The sequence below is a fragment of the Acinetobacter sp. YH12100 genome (assembly GCF_013419135.1).
GTDB classification, from domain to species: Bacteria; Pseudomonadota; Gammaproteobacteria; order Pseudomonadales; family Moraxellaceae; genus Acinetobacter; species Acinetobacter pseudolwoffii.
In genome coordinates, this window is sequence record NZ_VPAQ01000001.1 from 81,439 (window position 1) to 97,433 (window position 15,995).

The following is a 15,995-nucleotide window of genomic DNA, read 5'->3' on the forward strand; positions in this document are numbered from 1 at the left end:
TTTTAAATTTTATGGAATTAGACCTTCATCTCGCATTGCAATCTGTACAGACTGACGCTCTGCGACTTTATTGCGGATATGAATAATATTCTTATACGGACTTAAATCATGCTCAATATGATTCGACCAATTGGTCAACACAAACAGATAAGCATCGGCTGGGCCAAAGTTATCATCAACCAGATAGTCATTGTCTGATTCAGTAATCGCTTTGTCGATATAACTTAATAGACGATCGACTTCTGCATAGGCTTTTTTCTTTTCATCATCGGATAACTTGCCACCAAAGAACACCGCATAAGCATCATGCAATTCTGAATTGAGATAACCCAGCCATTCCAGAACTTTGGCACGCCCCATTCCAGATGGTGGAATCAGATCTTGTTTTGGATCGTGTTGAGCCAGAAAAGGTAAAATGGCTACGTTTTCTGTCAGGATCAGACCAGGATTAATTTCTAAGGCTGGTACATAGCCTTTAGGATTAATTTCGTAATAATCCGTACCTTTCTCTGTTTTATGTGTTTTTAAATCAACACGTTCCAAATCAAAATCGACATTAATTTCATTTAAAATAATATGAGCTGCCAGTGAGCATGCACCCGGCGAATAGTAAAGCTTCATTTCTGATCCTTGTTATACACTTCTCTATGTTTTAAATCGCTTCTATCAAACTTTCAAGTGATCAAACCTGTAAATTGCAAAAAAGCGTAACTGCCCCTCAGGACATTTACTCATTCAATATTCAGGAAATTAACGGCTTTTTCAAGCCCATCTCTGTAGATTTTTGACCGCATCTGTTTAAGATACCCAGGTTTTCCAAATTTAGATGATATTTCGTGATTAGCCTTAAAAAAGAAGAATGGTTTTCCAATGTCCGGACTGATGTACTCGCAGGTTTGGTGGTTGGACTGGCCTTAATTCCCGAGTCGATTGCCTTCTCTGCAATTGCTGGCGTCGATCCGCAGGTCGGTCTCTATGCTTCGTTTTGTATTGCTGTGACGATTGCTTTTTTTGGCGGCCGCCCTGCCATGATCTCAGCGGCTACGGGTGCGATGGCACTGCTGATGATTACGCTGGTAAAAGACCATGGACTGCAATATCTGCTGGTAGCGACTATTCTGACCGGAATTATTCAGGTCATTGCCGGTTATTTTAAAGTGGCCAAGTTGATGCGCTTTGTTTCGCAAGCTGTGGTGTATGGATTTTTGAATGCATTGGCAATTCTGATTTTTGTCGCACAGCTTCCCGAGATGCAAAAAATGGATGGGATGGGCTATCTGTTTATTGCCATGGGTCTGGCGATTATCTATCTATTTCCTTATCTGCCTAAAATTGGTAAAGCCATTCCTTCTCCGCTAATTTGTATCATCGTGCTGAGTGGACTGGCGCTGTTCTTGGGTGCAGATATGCGAACCGTGAGTGATCTGGGGCAATTTCCGGACACCTTACCAGTGTTCCTGCTGCCGGAGATTCCGCTCAACCTGGAAACCCTACAAATTGTACTGCCTTATTCATTGACGCTGGCGACTGTCGGTTTGCTGGAAAGCATGATGACCACGACTGTAATTGATGAAGTCACCGGAACTGAAGGTGACCGCCATCAGGAATGTCGTGGTCAGGGTATGGCCAATATTGTCAGTGGTTTTATGGGTGGCATGGCCGGTTGTGCCATGATCGGTCAATCGATTATTAATGTGTCTTCCGGTGCACGAACCCGTTTATCAACGCTGATTGCCGGTGTATTTTTGCTGTGCCTGGTGGTGTTTCTGAAAGACTGGCTGGCTTATATTCCGATGGCGGCTTTGGTGGCAATTATGGTGATGGTCGCCTTTACCACTTTCCAGTGGGGTTCAGTCAAACAATTCAATAAACATCCGCTGGAATTTAATGTGGTTATGATTGTGGTGGTGCTGGTGGTTTTAGCCACCCATAATCTGGCACTGGGTGTATTTGTTGGCGTGCTGCTTTCTGCCCTGTTCTTTATCAATAAACTGGAAAGAACCGTACATGTCTATACGCATTTGAATTCGGCTCATTCACGCAGCTATATTATTTCCGGACAGATTTTCTTTAGCAGTTCAGAGAAGTTCTATCAGTTCTTTGATTTTAAAGAAAAGCTTGAACATGTTGAACTAGATCTGACCCATGCGCATATTTGGGATGTGACCTCAGTGAATATGCTGAATAACGTGATTCAGAAATTTAAAGCCCAAGGTATAGATGTAACGGTGATTGGTTTAAATGAAGCCAGCAGCACCTTGATTGACCGTTTTAGTAGCTGATGAACAATGATGGATAAAAGAGCTTCAATTGGCTCTTTTATTTTATCTGGAAGATCTTGCCGATTTTTATGGAGAAATACCGAGAAAAGTTTGACTTGCTCGGCTCAGGACTTAAAATACCGCATTCTGAATTTTTAGATTTGCCAAAGTTATGTCGAACGATCAATTAGACCAGCAAGTCGTGGAGCTGGACAATTTAAGCGAGCACCGTGAAATCGTGACGTTTATGCGCCGCTCAATGCCGCTGAACACCTCTCAACGTACTGCGCTTGAACAATATGGTCACTTAATTTTGGAATATCCGGTGGGCGATTTACGTCAACACTTTGAACATCCTGAGCGTCCTTTAACGGTAGAAATCGGTTTTGGTATGGGCCGTTCTCTGGTGCTGATGGCCAAGGCCAATCCCGAGCGTAATTTTGTCGGGATTGAAGTTCATGTACCAGGCATTGCGCAGTGTGTCTATGAAGCAGGTATGGCCGGCGTAACCAACTTACGCGTACTGGATGCCGATGCGATTCAAGTGCTGCGTGAAATGCCGGACAATAGTATCAATACGGTTCAGCTTTACTTCCCTGATCCATGGCAGAAAAAACGTCATTTTAAACGCCGTTTTGTTTCACATGAACGTATGCCACTGGTTGAGCAAAAGCTGGAGCTGGGCGGCACCTTCCATGCTGCAACGGATTGGGAACCATATGCAGAATGGATGCTTGAAGTTCTGGAAGAACGTCCACGTCTGGAAAACCTCGCAGGTAAAGGCAACAGCTACCCTCGTCCTGACTGGCGTCCACAAACCAAGTTTGAGCGTCGCGGCATTGAAGCCGGTCACAAGATTAATGACTTTATCTTTAAAAAAATTTCTTAATCTAGGTCTAAAAAAGCGCTGACATCTCAGCGCTTTTTTATAAAAAAACTTTATCTTTCAATCAAAGATATACTAACGAGCACTGTACCTCTAATCGAACTTAAAAAGAAAAACAGCCCTTCATCTTTATGCCATGTCCATTTTTTATCCAGATTGAAAAATTTAGCGCATTTATTATTGATGACGTTCTAAAATTTGCTGGCTCAACAACTGATAGACATTTTGTAAATCTGCTCGCTGCCGATTCGCCAGCATCTGCTGATGCATATTCAGGATATTTTGATCACCACGCATGGCGGGACCAGTCTGCATCTGCCTTGGATTATTTTCTGTGGCTTTATGGGCAGTTTCTAGTATTAAGGGATACAGCAGACTGAAATCCACCTGCTCGGCATCTACAATCTGTTTGGCCATATCATAACAATAATTACTGAAATTACAGGCAAAGACTGCGGCCAGATGCAAACTTAAGCGTTGTTCAGAGCTATAGTGATAGACTCTATTGCTTAGGCTATTCGCTAGATCATGCAGTTTTTCTTGATCTTCAGCATTATCCGCTTCAATAAATAAAGGCGTATTCGACCAGTCGATGTCACGTTCCAGACTAAAAGTCTGTAAAGGGTAAAATACACCTGAACGTGGGTGAACATCCTGCAAAACGTTTAAGTGGGTACTGCCAGAAGTATGTACGATCAACACATCAGGAAGATAGGCATGTACCTGCTCGATGACAGATCGAATGAATTGGTCACTGACGGCAATGATTAAAAGATCAATTTCGGAATGCAGTAATTCAGGAGCGTTGATCGCCTGAGCCTTAAATTTAGATGCCAGCTGTTCTGCCTTGGCAAAACTGCGGCTATAGATTTGTACAAGCTCATGCTGTCCATTTAAGCCTTGGGCAAGATGAAAGGCAACTCGACCTGCCCCAATAATACTAATCCGCATCTGCTGATCTTCCTGAATAATTGCGCACAGCATGCCAATAAAAAAAGGACGAAGCAATTCGTCCTTTTGTGTAAATCAGATTTTAAAATTTACGTAAGGTTAAAATCTGCTCACTGCGACCAAAAGGCCCATGAAGATCATGTAAAATTCCACTGGTTAAACCAATGCCATCTTCACCATATTGCTGTAGCACTTCTAGTCCTAGCCATGTGCCTTTAGGTAAACGATGCAAATGAATCTGCAAGTCCAGATTTGGAAAGCCCCATCCCGCATTTGGATCCTGACGCGGCACCACGCCATTGGCTGTATCCACCATTCCCATCAAACGGCTAAAGTCGCTGGTCGTCTGACCTTCTACCATTTCCAGGGCATTGGATAACCAGACAATACCTTTGCCAGCACGATGATCGACATGGGCACGGGTATTAATACTTTGAATATAACCACCTGGCCAGCAGCGCATCCCTTCCCACACCGGCAGGTCTTCAGGGTGCTGAACCGGAAAATCCTCCAGACCGGCGATCGTACGGGTATCCGAAGTCATCATTTTCCAGGCACGTGCCACAATACAGGTTTTCCCGTTGGCACACATTTCTGCTTCAATGAGTTCGATGGTTTTACCCGGACGAATCATGCGCGTAGTAATGGAAAATTCACCAAAAGCAATCAGTCCAAAGATATCCAGACTCACCCGGCCAATGCGCATCTCTGCACGTGGCTGAAACTGTTCCAGTTCTGCACAAATAATACCAGTCGCGGGCGCCATATGCTGCTCATGCGGATTCCATGCACCTTGCGCATGAATATTAGATTCATAATAAGCAGTGCTGCTGCCATCGGCATGCTGTTCGCGGTTGATGAAACGATAGTAGGCTGACATTGTTTTTACACTTCCTTGAATCTTATATTTAAATTTCTAGTTAACTGTTTCAGTTAGCTATGCTTATTTCTGTATAAAAAAACCATAATAATTCATGATTTGACAGTAAATTTTGCTATGTTTAAATCCGACTTTGGTTAAAAGCGCTGCTAAATCTTGGGCAGAGATTAAATGAAAATCCTGCTGTAACCGTTCAAGCATTTTTTCGCTTTGTTGAATACTGAGTCCTGTCTGCTGTGCCATTTTTTGCAAGATTTTTAATTCAGTTTTATTTTCAGGTTGCATCAAGTCATAGGTTAACAGGATTCCATCGGTCTTAAGACTATCGGATATATCCTGAAAAAATTCAGTTTTATTTTCTGATGGAATAAAATGTGCCACCAAAATTGCTAGAGCCGCATCGAACTGATTATCTTGATTTAAGCTTTGTGTATCTGTCTGAATAAAACGAATCCGCTGCGATCCCAGGTCTAACCCAATATTTTTCTGCGCCTGTTCCAGCATAGTCGCCGATGGATCAATTGCAGTAAATGTCCAGTTTGGGTGGCGTTGCAACAGATAAGATAGCTCATAGCCTGTCCCGCAACCAACGACCAATATATGGGCAATTTCGGGTAAATGAGTGGTTAGGATGGCATCAATTTGCTGATGTACCAGTTCATAGCCGGGAATCAATTTACGGATGTGCTCATCATAATTAGCGACGACGAGTTCACTATGGAAGTTTTTTGCCATATTTTCACTTTACCTCACACCATTCAACAGACTAAAGAGCATTAGGTTTATCAGTTATTACAATATTGATAAAGATTCCATCTAAAGGTTTTAAATTTTCGACCATTATCCTAAATCTAATCACATGACAGGCGACATGAATGTCGCCATTTTGCTGAAGGGACATGGATGTCCCTTCAGCAAAATAAAGGGCTTTTGTTTACTTTTGGCCCGTCAAAAGTCAAAGCATAGCCTACACGTTAAAATTAAAATCTTCCTTCTTAAGTGAGGCTGTGCAGATCTTTCGCTTTTTCTTAATAGTTTCTCTTCAACTTTTTTTTAATGATAAAAAAGTGAAGAATTCACCAATCTCAAAAACTAAACAATACTTAAAGACTTAGGCTATTTCCTTTAAGTTCAACTCTTCACGCATAAATTCACGTAATTTAAACTTCTGCGCCTTACCGGAAGCTGTCATCGGGAACTCATGGAAGAAACGCACATAGCGCGGCACTTTATTGTGTGAGATATGCTCGGCACAATACTGGCGAATAGTTTCTTCAGTACACGGATCGTTTTCATGCAAAATGATGCAGGCACAGAGTTCTTCACCATACTTATGATCTGGCACACCAATCACCTGAACATCTGAAACCGCAGGATGGGTATAAAGGAAGTCTTCAATTTCTTTGGGGAACAGGTTTTCACCGCCACGAATGACGACATCCTTGATTCTCCCCTTGATTTTGACAAAGCCTTCATCATCCATTTCAGCAATATCACCCGTATGCATCCAGCGCGCATTATCAATTACTTCTGCAGTTTTATCCTGATCTTCCCAATAACCGAGCATCACCGAATAACCACGCACACAGAGTTCACCGAGTTGTCCGCGCGGCACCACCTTGCCATCTTCATCGACAATTTTCACTTCCAGATGCGGATGTACCCGGCCGACTGTCGTAACACGCTGTTCAATGGAGTCTGCGGTAGAGCTTTGCGCACTGACCGGTGCGGTTTCAGTCATGCCATAGCAAATGGTGATATCTGACATATGCATCCGCTCAATCACACGCTGCATGATTTCCTGTGGACATGGACTGCCGGCCATAATGCCGGTACGTAAACTGCTCAGATCAAATTCATCAAACTGTTCATGCTCAAGAATGGCAATAAACATGGTCGGCACCCCATAAGCCGCCGTACATTTTTCTTGTTGAATGGCTTTGAGGGTTTCCAGAGGATTGAAAACGGCAGATGGATAAATCATGGCTGAACCATGGGTAATACAGGCCAGATTTCCCATCACCATACCAAAGCAGTGGAACAGTGGTACCGAAATACAAACCCGATCTTCTGGACTTAAATGAATGGCTTCACCGACAAAATAGCCATTATTTAAAATATTGTTATGGGTCAACATAGTACCTTTCGGATTCCCCGTTGTACCCGAGGTGAACTGAATATTGATGGTTTCATCAAACTGCAATTCACTCGAAATTTGCTGCAATTTTTCTAAGGCGTTTGCGCTCGGTTCCACCAATAAGTCCTGAAAACGATGTAGACCCGCATGTTCCTGTTCATCAATTTTAATCACATGCTTCAAATGCGGCAGACGCTCTGCATTGAGTAATTTACTTTCAGTCTGCATTAGCTCAGGAGCAATTTTAGTCAGAATTTCCTGATAGTCAGTGGTTTTAAACTGCGCTGCAATCACCAGTCCCTTACAGGAGACCTTGTTTAAGACATATTCCAGTTCATTACTTTTATAAGCTGGATTCAAATTCACCAGAATAATCCCGGCCTTAAATGCAGCAAACTGGGTAATGGTCCATTCCACACAGTTCGGCGACCAGATGGCCAGACGGTCACCTTTTTCCAGGCCCAGTTTCTGCAAACTACAGGCAAAAGCATTCACTTGCTGCTGCAACTGCTGATAGCTCAGACGCACATTCTGGTGCAAGCTGACGATTGCATCAGAATATGCATACTGTTCGCATGCCTGATCAAATTTTTCGCCAATCGTCATGCCCAATAAGGGTTGGCTGCTTGTTCCGTAGGCATAGCTTAACCGTACTTGTGTCATTGAATCGATCTCCTTGATTCTTTGTAATTCTGATTTTCAACTCTATTAATTGTTTTTGACCACGACAACCCTGTCTTCCTGCCTGTTTTTTTGTGTTTTATGCTCCTGCTACTCCCTCCTGTCGACGTACTGCGTTGACACAAAAATCGGCAATCTGTTTGACAAAGTGATCCTTATAATTTTGATCAAACCTGATATTCCGAGATGGATTCAAAGGTTCAATTACCACAAAGGTCATGGAACCAACCACACCCAGCGCTGCGGTATTTAAATCTTCAAATTCAAACTCGCCATTGACTTTTCCTTCAGCCAAAATTTCCTTAATGCTTTGCTTGATTAGCTGTTTACTGTGAAAACGCTCATGTTCCATTTCCGGATCGACCGGTTCGAACATCAGCGAATACGCCAACTGGGGGCTGTTCATGGCTCGCTTCACAAAAGTTGTAACAGATTTTTGCAATTTCTGTTTTGGCGATAAATCCGAGGCAGCAATGTGATTTAAAATCTCAATCTCAAGCCGAATTGCTTCTGACAAAACCTGAATCAAAATCTGATTCTTGTTTTCGAAATATCGATATACCAAGCCTGTAGAAACGCCTGCACGTTCTGCAATCGCCTGAATCGACGCCTCTTTAAAGCCCCCTTGAGTAATCAGCTCACGAGCAGATTGCAAGATCGCCAAGCGATTTTGCTCCATTCGTTCCTGCATCAATGATGATCTTTTATAACTCATAAAATTAATCTCAACAAGATAAAATGAATTGTAAATCATTTTGTGAATATTGATTCACTTTTTTAAATTTTCGATGTATGTTAAATAACAAGCACAACAAAAATGCTTTTTTGGATACAACAAATAGAACCACAGGATGGATGAACAATGAATTTACAAAGCTTGGATTTCGGTTTGGACGAAACACTTATTGCACTTCGTGATTCAGTGGCTGCATTTTGCGCCAAGGAAATTGCTCCAATTGCTCAACAAGTGGACCGTGACAATGAATTCCCTGCTCACCTTTGGAAAAAATTTGGCGAGATGGGCCTGCTCGGTCTGACGGTCAGTGAGGAATATGGCGGTTCAAATTTCGGTTATCTGGCGCACATCATTGCCATGCAGGAAATTTCCCGCGCTTCAGCATCGATTGGTTTGTCCTATGGCGCACATTCTAACCTATGTGTAAACCAGATTAAGCGTAATGGCAGTGAAGAACAGAAACAGCGTTATCTGCCTAAACTGGTATCTGGTGATTATGTCGGTGCATTGGCCATGTCCGAACCCAATGCCGGATCCGATGTGGTCAGCATGAAACTCAAAGCTGAAGACAAAGGTGATCATTACCTGCTGAATGGTTCGAAAATGTGGATCACCAATGGCGGCGATGCCGATGTACTGGTGGTCTACGCAAAAACCGATTTACAGGCCGGGGCCAAAGGCATGACCGCTTTTCTGGTTGAAAAAAATATGCCGGGGTTTAGTCACGGTACGCACCTAGACAAACTCGGCATGCGTGGCTCAAACACTTATCCACTATTTTTTGACAATGTCGCAGTGCCCAAAGAAAACGTGCTCGGCGGTGTCGGCAATGGCACCAAAGTGCTGATGAGTGGTCTGGACTATGAACGTGCTGTTTTAAGTGCAGGTCCACTGGGTATTATGGATGCCTGTATGGATACCGTGATTCCGTATATTCATGACCGTAAACAGTTTGGTCAGGCGCTGGGTGAATTCCAGTTGATGCAGGGCAAAATTGCTGACATGTATTCAACCTGGCTGGCCTGTAAAGCCCTAGTCTATGCAGTTGGCGCAGAATGTGACAAGGCAGAGCATAGCCGTAGCCTTCGTAAAGATGCCGCCAGTGCGATTTTATATGCAGCTGAAAAAGCCACCTGGATGGCGGGCGAAACCATTCAAACCTTGGGTGGCAACGGTTATATCAACGAGTTTGCTGCGGGACGTCTATGGCGTGATGCCAAACTGTATGAAATTGGCGCAGGCACTTCAGAAATTCGCCGCATGCTGATTGGCCGCGAACTGTTTAATGAAACTGCCTAAAAAATAAATCACAAGAATAGACAAGGATGTTCGGCATGAATCAATTAAAGAGCAAAATTAATATTCGCAGCGACGAATTTAAAAACAACCAGGCGGCGATGCAAAATCTGGTCGGAGACCTGAAACAGAAAGTCCAAAAAATTGCCTTGGGTGGGGGTGAAACTGCCCGTCAAAAACATTTGGATCGCGGTAAATTATTGGCCAGAGAACGTATTGATCATCTGATTGATCCTGGTACGGCATTTATTGAAATTGGACAACTGGCTGCCTATCAGGTCTATCAGGACGATGTGCCTGCTGCGGGTGTGGTCGCTGGCGTTGGTCAGGTCAATGGCGTAACCTGCATGATTATTGCCAATGATGCGACTGTTAAAGGGGGCACTTATTATCCACTGACCGTAAAAAAACATTTACGTGCTCAGGAAATTGCCGAGCAGAATCATTTGACTTGTATTTATCTGGTCGATTCTGGCGGTGCCTATTTGCCGCTACAAGATGAAGTCTTCCCGGATCGTGATCACTTCGGACGTATTTTCTATAATCAGGCACGTATGTCGAGCCAAGGCATTGCCCAGATTGCTGTGGTGATGGGCAGTTGTACGGCGGGTGGTGCCTATGTGCCTGCCATGTCGGATGAAACTATTATTGTGCGCAATCAGGGAACCATTTTCCTCGGTGGCCCGCCACTGGTCAAAGCAGCAACCGGTGAAGTGGTTTCCAGTGAAGATCTTGGCGGTGGTGATGTGCATACCCGCCTCTCCGGTGTAGCCGATCATCTGGCTGAAAATGACCAGCATGCCCTGGAAATTGCCCGTAATATTGTGGCCAATTTAAATAAAAAACCAAATCCGTTGCCTGAGCAGGTGGAAGCACCTTTGTTTGATGCTTCAGAGTTGTACGGTATCGTGCCAACAGATTCGCGTAAACCTTTTGATGTCCGTGAAGTGATTGCCCGGATTGTCGATGGTTCGCGTTTTGATGAATTTAAGGCTCGATTTGGTACCACTCTGATTACCGGATTTGCCAGCCTATACGGTATGCCAGTCGGGATTATTGCCAATAACGGCATTCTGTTTTCCGAGTCAGCACAAAAAGGTGCGCATTTTATTGAGCTGTGCTGTCAGCGCAATATTCCGCTGCTGTTTATTCAGAATATCACTGGCTTTATGGTTGGCCGCCAGTATGAAAATGAAGGCATTGCCAAAAATGGCGCCAAACTGGTGATGGCTGTGGCCAATGCCAATGTGCCTAAACTGACCATGGTGATTGGCGGCTCATTTGGTGCCGGCAACTATGGTATGTGTGGCCGTGCGTATTCACCACGCTTTATGTGGACTTGGCCAAACTCACGTATTTCAGTGATGGGCGGTGAACAGGCCTCCAGCGTATTGTCGACCTTAAAACGTGATCAGATTGAAGCCAAAGGCGCTAACTGGTCTGCGGAAGAAGAAGATCAGTTTAAACAGCCAATTCGTGATCAGTACGAACGCCAAGGTCATCCCTATTATGCCTCTGCACGTTTATGGGATGACGGTGTCATTGACCCTGCCCAGTCTCGTGAAGTGTTAGGTCTTAGTTTAGCTGCAGCACTGAATGCGCCAATCCAGCCGACCAAGTTTGGCGTGTTCCGCATGTAAGAGGTGAAAAAAATGACATATCAATTTTTACAGCTCGAACAGCAAAATCAAGTGGCAACTGTCTGGATTAATCGCGCTGAACTGCACAATGCCTTTAATACTCAGGTCATTGAAGAATTGTATCGCTGCTTCCAGTCTTTAAATAGCCGTGATGATGTACGTGTGGTGATTCTGGCAGGGCGCGGCAAAAGCTTTTCGGCTGGTGCCGATCTGAACTGGATGAAACAGGCCGGTCAGGCTTCTCAAGCAGACAACGAAGCAGATGCATTAAAACTGGCGAAAATGCTGCAAAGCCTAGCGACTTTAAAGCAGCCAACCATCGCCCGGGTGCATGGCATTGCTTTTGGCGGTGGTATGGGTCTGGCATCAGCTTGTGATATTTGCGTGGCCAGTACCGATGCCAAGTTTGCCACCTCTGAAGTACGCTTGGGTCTGGCACCTTCGACCATCAGCCCGTATGTGATTCGTGCGATTGGTGCGCGTCAGGCTTCACGTTATTTCCTGACCGCCGAGCGAATTTCTGCGGAACAAGCCAAAACCATTGGACTGGCGCATGAAGTCACTCCACCGGAACAGCTCGACAGCAAAATTGATGAAATTGTGGAAGCCCTGTTACTCGGCGGCCCTGCTGCACAAAATTCCTCAAAACAACTGATTCAACTGGTTGACCAACAGGTTCTGACCGAAGATTTACTGCTCAAGACTGCACAGCATATTGCCTATATTCGCCAGGGAGATGAGGCGAAAAATGGACTGAATGCATTTTTAAACAAACAAAGCCCGGCCTGGATCAAGACCACGGCATAACAACAAGAAGGATGCTACGATGTTTGAAAAGATTTTAATTGCCAACCGTGGTGAAATTGCCTGCCGGGTGATTCGTACAGCAAAAAAACTCGGTATTGCCACCGTTGCCGTATACTCCGATGCCGATGCACAGGCACAGCATGTCAAACTGGCGGATGAAGCGATCTATATTGGTGAATCGCCAGCAGCACAAAGCTATTTACAGATCGAACGTATTATTCAGGCGGCCAAAAACACCGGTGCGCAAGCAATTCACCCAGGTTATGGCTTTTTGTCGGAAAATGACCAGTTTGCCCTGGCCTGTCAGGACAATAATATTGTCTTTATTGGCCCGCCTGTCGATGCCATTTTGGCGATGGGTCTCAAAGCCACCTCTAAAGCGTTGATGGAAAAAGCTGGTGTGCCTTTAACCCCGGGCTATCACGGTAGCAATCAGGATGCCAACTTCCTGAAACAGCAGGCTGACAGCATCGGCTATCCGGTGCTGATCAAAGCCAGTGCTGGCGGTGGTGGTAAAGGCATGCGTCTGGTCGAGCGCAGTGAAGATTTTCTGAGTTCGCTGGCTTCATGTAAAAGCGAAGCGCGTTCCAGTTTTGGCAATGAAGATGTGCTAATTGAACGCTATGTGATTCAGCCACGTCATATTGAAGTACAGGTTTTTGGCGATACCCACGGCAATTATGTGCATTTATTTGAGCGTGATTGCTCGGTACAACGTCGTCATCAAAAAGTGCTTGAAGAAGCGCCTGCACCAAAAATGCCAGAAGACAAACTTGAAGCGATGCGCCAGGCCGCGATTGATGCCGCACGTGCGGTCGATTATGTCGGTGCCGGTACAGTAGAGTTTATCGTCGAGCAAGATGGTACTGCCTATTTCATGGAAATGAATACCCGTTTGCAGGTTGAGCACCCGGTCACTGAAATGATTACAGGTCAGGATCTGGTGGAATGGCAACTGCGCGTAGCTTTTGGTGAGCCTTTACCTAAACAGCAGCATGAATTACAGATCCACGGGCATGCATTAGAAGCACGTGTCTATGCCGAAGAACCAGAGAAAGGCTTTATTCCTGCGATTGGCCAGATCAGCTATTTACACTATCCAGAGCAAAATGACTGTGTACGTGTGGATAGTGGCATTGTCGAAGGTGATGAAATCAGCACCTATTATGATCCAATGATTGCCAAACTGATTGTCTGGGGCAAAAACCGCGAAGCTGCTTTAACGCAAATGCATCATGCCCTGGGCCATTTCCATGTGGATGGCTTGGGCAATAATATTGCATTCCTCGACCGTTTGGTGCTATGTGATTCGTTTAAAAATGCCCATCTGGATACCGGCCTGATTCAACGTGAAGAAGAGTTCTTATTAAAGCCTTCTACTGAGATCAATGCTGAACTGATCGTTAGTGCTGCATTCATCGAATTATTATCACGCCAAGCTCAAAACCCAGTTGCGAATAACTCAGTCTGGCAACAGCACACTTTCTGGCGCCTGAATCAGCAAAATGCATATACAGTGCAATTACAACGCAATGGCATTATGCTTAAAGTTCAGTTCAGTACGCAAGATCAAGGTTTTATCGCCACTTATAACGGTCAGCAGATTCAGCTACAAGGTCAGTTGATTGATACACATACTTTAGCGCTACAACTGGCAGGCAAACAGCAAAAACTGGCCTTTAGCCAGACTGAACATGGCATTACCCTGTTCCAGAATGGTCAGACACATAAATTCGAGTCTATCCAGCCGGATTATGATCAGCATGATGATCAAGGGACAGAAAACAACCTCACTGCACCCATGCCAGGTGTGATCACGCAAGTACTGGTCGCTGCCAATGACAAGGTCAAAAAAGACGATGTCTTGATGACGCTGGAAGCGATGAAAATTGAATACTCGATTCGTGCACCACATGACGGCATCATCGCCAGTTCATATTTCCAGAAAGGTGATCAGGTCAAAGCCGGTGATGAACTGCTTGAGTTCCAGCCACTGACGGAGGATGTTGCATGACCGAATTTGTCAAAATTGTAGAAGTCGGGCCACGCGATGGCCTGCAAAATGAAAAAACGCCATTAACGCTGGATGATCGGAAAAATCTGATTCTGGATCTGATGAAAACCGGTTTACAGGCGATTGAAGTCGGTTCCTGTGTTTCAGCCAAATGGGTGCCACAAATGGCAGACAGCGATCAGCTGTTTGCCGGCTTGCCCAAAGACCCAAATATTCAGTTCAGTTTACTCACCCCAAACCTGAAGGGCTTTGAAGCAGCGCTGGCGGTGGGTTGCAAGGAAGTTGCGGTCTTTACCGCAGCGTCCGAAAGCTTTACCCGCAAAAATATCAATTGCTCGATTGATGAAAGCTTGGAGAAGTTTGCCGATGTGATGGCGACCGCCAAAGCCAATGATATTCGGGTACGCGGTTATGTGTCCTGTATGGTGGACTGCCCTTATGAAGGTGCGATTGATCCGAAACAGGTGGTCAAAGTCACCCAACGTTTGCTGGATATGGGCTGCTATGAAGTGTCGTTGGGTGAAACCATTGGTACAGCCACACCGGATCGGGTGCAAAAAGTCTGGGATGCTTGCCTGGCTCAGATCGATACCAAGGTTTTGGCAGGTCATTTCCATAATACCTATGGCATGGCCATCGCCAATATTTACCAGTCGCTGTTACAAGGCATCCGGGTATTTGATTCATCCATTGCCGGTCTGGGTGGCTGTCCTTATGCCAAGGGTGCTTCAGGCAATGTTTCAACTGAAGACCTGTATTACCTGCTCTCGAATATGGGCTTTGAAACCGGTATTCAACTGGATGCTCTGATGCAGGCCAGCCGTAATATCAGTGAGGTGTTGCAGCGCAATAATCCCTCCAATTATGCCAATGCCTATTGGCAAAAAGCCTGTGCCTAACAATAGCAATACCCGGACACGATACAAGTCCTCAAGGATATACATCAGTAGTTTCCTGACCAAAAAGGAATCTGCAAGACAAGAATAAATCGAGGTAAAAAATGTCAAATAAAGTTTATGACAGTGCAGAGGCCGCTTTAGACGGCGTGGTTCAGAATGGACATACACTGGCAGTCGGCGGTTTTGGTTTATGCGGTATTCCGGAAGCATTAATTGCCGCATTGAAACAGACCGGTGCCAAAAATCTGACCTGTATTTCCAACAATGCCGGAGTCGATGGTTTTGGTTTGGGCGTTTTACTGGAAACCAAACAGATTCAAAAAATGATTTCATCTTATGTCGGCGAGAATAAAGAATTCGAACGTCAATACCTGAGTGGCGAACTGGAAGTCGAACTGACCCCACAAGGCACCTTGGCGGAGAAATTACGTGCTGGCGGTGCCGGTATTCCGGCTTTTTATACCGCCACCGGTGTCGGAACCGTGATTGCTGAAGGCAAGGATGTACGTGAGTTTAATGGCAAGTCTTATATTCTGGAAGAATCCTTGACTGCCGATGTCGCCTTGGTCAAAGCCTATAAGGCCGATAAAGCCGGTAATCTGATTTTCCGTAAAACTGCACAAAACTTTAATCCAGTCTGCGCTATGGCCGGCAAAGTCACCGTGGCTGAAGTTGAAAAAATTGTCGAGATTGGTGCGCTGGATCCGGACGAAATCCATCTGCCCGGTATTTATGTGAACCGGATAGTCCTAAATACCCAACCGGAAAAACGTATTGAACAGATGACCTTAAAGGCGGAGGCTTGAT

The 15,995-nt window shown here is 44.9% G+C and carries 14 protein-coding genes; 8 read left to right on the forward strand and 6 right to left on the reverse strand.

The genetic code is table 11. The annotated features are described in order from the left end of the window. Positions 1 to 9: 9 nt before the first annotated feature. Complete coding sequence (locus FTU40_RS00560; RefSeq protein WP_005096560.1) at positions 10 to 621, reverse strand: glutathione binding-like protein; 612 nt, start codon at positions 619 to 621, stop codon at positions 10 to 12. 215 nt (positions 622 to 836) lie between these two features. Here FTU40_RS00560 and FTU40_RS00565 point away from each other — a divergent pair, with 215 nt between their 5' ends. Together FTU40_RS00565 and trmB are read left to right on the forward strand one after the other, a co-directional pair. After that, positions 837 to 2,282: a SulP family inorganic anion transporter gene (locus tag FTU40_RS00565; protein ID WP_180039379.1), complete on the forward strand. Its 1,446-nt coding sequence runs from the start codon at positions 837 to 839 to the stop codon at positions 2,280 to 2,282. A gap of 151 nt (positions 2,283 to 2,433) precedes the next feature. Then, a complete protein-coding gene (gene trmB, locus FTU40_RS00570) occupies positions 2,434 to 3,150 on the forward strand; it encodes a tRNA (guanosine(46)-N7)-methyltransferase TrmB (protein ID WP_100355085.1) in 717 nt (238 codons plus the stop codon). 174 nt (positions 3,151 to 3,324) lie between these two features. On the opposite strand, the gene FTU40_RS00575 is transcribed toward trmB, so the two are convergent. From FTU40_RS00575 to FTU40_RS00595, 5 genes are all read right to left on the reverse strand, one after another. Beyond that, positions 3,325 to 4,098, reverse strand: coding sequence for a Rossmann-like and DUF2520 domain-containing protein (locus FTU40_RS00575; RefSeq protein ID WP_180039550.1), 774 nt, complete (start codon positions 4,096 to 4,098; stop codon positions 3,325 to 3,327). An 82-nt stretch (positions 4,099 to 4,180) separates the two neighbouring features. Continuing rightward, the gene (locus FTU40_RS00580; RefSeq protein WP_100329793.1) at positions 4,181 to 4,978 is read right to left on the reverse strand and encodes a thioesterase family protein; all 798 of its coding nucleotides are present in this window, start codon (positions 4,976 to 4,978) and stop codon (positions 4,181 to 4,183) included. A 63-nt stretch (positions 4,979 to 5,041) separates the two neighbouring features. Further along, positions 5,042 to 5,713, reverse strand: a complete 672-nt coding sequence (locus FTU40_RS00585) for a class I SAM-dependent methyltransferase (RefSeq protein WP_100329794.1) — start codon at positions 5,711 to 5,713, stop codon at positions 5,042 to 5,044. A gap of 376 nt (positions 5,714 to 6,089) precedes the next feature. Then, positions 6,090 to 7,778, reverse strand: coding sequence for an AMP-binding protein (locus tag FTU40_RS00590; protein WP_180039381.1), 1,689 nt, complete (start codon positions 7,776 to 7,778; stop codon positions 6,090 to 6,092). Between the two features lie 97 nt (positions 7,779 to 7,875). After that, positions 7,876 to 8,511, reverse strand: a complete 636-nt coding sequence (locus tag FTU40_RS00595; RefSeq protein WP_035337915.1) for a TetR/AcrR family transcriptional regulator — start codon at positions 8,509 to 8,511, stop codon at positions 7,876 to 7,878. Positions 8,512 to 8,658: 147 nt separating this feature from the next. On the opposite strand from FTU40_RS00595, the gene FTU40_RS00600 reads away from it, so the two are divergent. The 6 genes from FTU40_RS00600 to FTU40_RS00625 all read left to right on the forward strand — a co-directional run bounded on the left by FTU40_RS00600 (position 8,659) and on the right by FTU40_RS00625 (position 15,994). Then, positions 8,659 to 9,831, forward strand: coding sequence for an isovaleryl-CoA dehydrogenase (locus FTU40_RS00600; protein WP_005096545.1), 1,173 nt, complete (start codon positions 8,659 to 8,661; stop codon positions 9,829 to 9,831). 35 nt (positions 9,832 to 9,866) lie between these two features. Then, positions 9,867 to 11,468, forward strand: a complete 1,602-nt coding sequence (locus FTU40_RS00605; protein ID WP_180039383.1) for a carboxyl transferase domain-containing protein — start codon at positions 9,867 to 9,869, stop codon at positions 11,466 to 11,468. 12 nt (positions 11,469 to 11,480) lie between these two features. Then, entirely contained in the window at positions 11,481 to 12,275 is a 795-nt protein-coding gene (locus FTU40_RS00610) for an enoyl-CoA hydratase/isomerase family protein (protein ID WP_005096542.1), read from the forward strand. A gap of 19 nt (positions 12,276 to 12,294) precedes the next feature. Next, complete coding sequence (locus tag FTU40_RS00615; RefSeq protein WP_180039384.1) at positions 12,295 to 14,289, forward strand: acetyl/propionyl/methylcrotonyl-CoA carboxylase subunit alpha; 1,995 nt, start codon at positions 12,295 to 12,297, stop codon at positions 14,287 to 14,289. Further along, a complete protein-coding gene (locus tag FTU40_RS00620) occupies positions 14,286 to 15,188 on the forward strand; it encodes a hydroxymethylglutaryl-CoA lyase (protein WP_180039386.1) in 903 nt (300 codons plus the stop codon). Before FTU40_RS00615 ends, FTU40_RS00620 begins: the two co-directional genes overlap by 4 nt. Positions 15,189 to 15,289: 101 nt before the next feature. Beyond that, entirely contained in the window at positions 15,290 to 15,994 is a 705-nt protein-coding gene (locus tag FTU40_RS00625; RefSeq protein ID WP_180039388.1) for a CoA transferase subunit A, read from the forward strand. Position 15,995: the final 1 nt, after the last annotated feature.

Bases quoted from the DNA above. Each gene is read 5' to 3' on its own strand.
- FTU40_RS00560 (WP_005096560.1), bottom strand. From the start codon at position 621: ATGAAGCTTTACTATTCGCCGGGTGCATGCTCACTGGCAGCTCATATT.
- trmB (WP_100355085.1), top strand. From the start codon at position 2,434: ATGTCGAACGATCAATTAGACCAGCAAGTCGTGGAGCTGGACAATTTA.
- FTU40_RS00575 (WP_180039550.1), bottom strand. From the start codon at position 4,098: ATGCGGATTAGTATTATTGGGGCAGGTCGAGTTGCCTTTCATCTTGCC.
- FTU40_RS00580 (WP_100329793.1), bottom strand. From the start codon at position 4,978: ATGTCAGCCTACTATCGTTTCATCAACCGCGAACAGCATGCCGATGGC.
- FTU40_RS00585 (WP_100329794.1), bottom strand. From the start codon at position 5,713: ATGGCAAAAAACTTCCATAGTGAACTCGTCGTCGCTAATTATGATGAG.
- FTU40_RS00590 (WP_180039381.1), bottom strand. From the start codon at position 7,778: ATGACACAAGTACGGTTAAGCTATGCCTACGGAACAAGCAGCCAACCC.
- FTU40_RS00595 (WP_035337915.1), bottom strand. From the start codon at position 8,511: ATGAGTTATAAAAGATCATCATTGATGCAGGAACGAATGGAGCAAAAT.
- FTU40_RS00600 (WP_005096545.1), top strand. From the start codon at position 8,659: ATGAATTTACAAAGCTTGGATTTCGGTTTGGACGAAACACTTATTGCA.
- FTU40_RS00605 (WP_180039383.1), top strand. From the start codon at position 9,867: ATGAATCAATTAAAGAGCAAAATTAATATTCGCAGCGACGAATTTAAA.
- FTU40_RS00610 (WP_005096542.1), top strand. From the start codon at position 11,481: ATGACATATCAATTTTTACAGCTCGAACAGCAAAATCAAGTGGCAACT.
- FTU40_RS00615 (WP_180039384.1), top strand. From the start codon at position 12,295: ATGTTTGAAAAGATTTTAATTGCCAACCGTGGTGAAATTGCCTGCCGG.
- FTU40_RS00620 (WP_180039386.1), top strand. From the start codon at position 14,286: ATGACCGAATTTGTCAAAATTGTAGAAGTCGGGCCACGCGATGGCCTG.
- FTU40_RS00625 (WP_180039388.1), top strand. From the start codon at position 15,290: ATGTCAAATAAAGTTTATGACAGTGCAGAGGCCGCTTTAGACGGCGTG.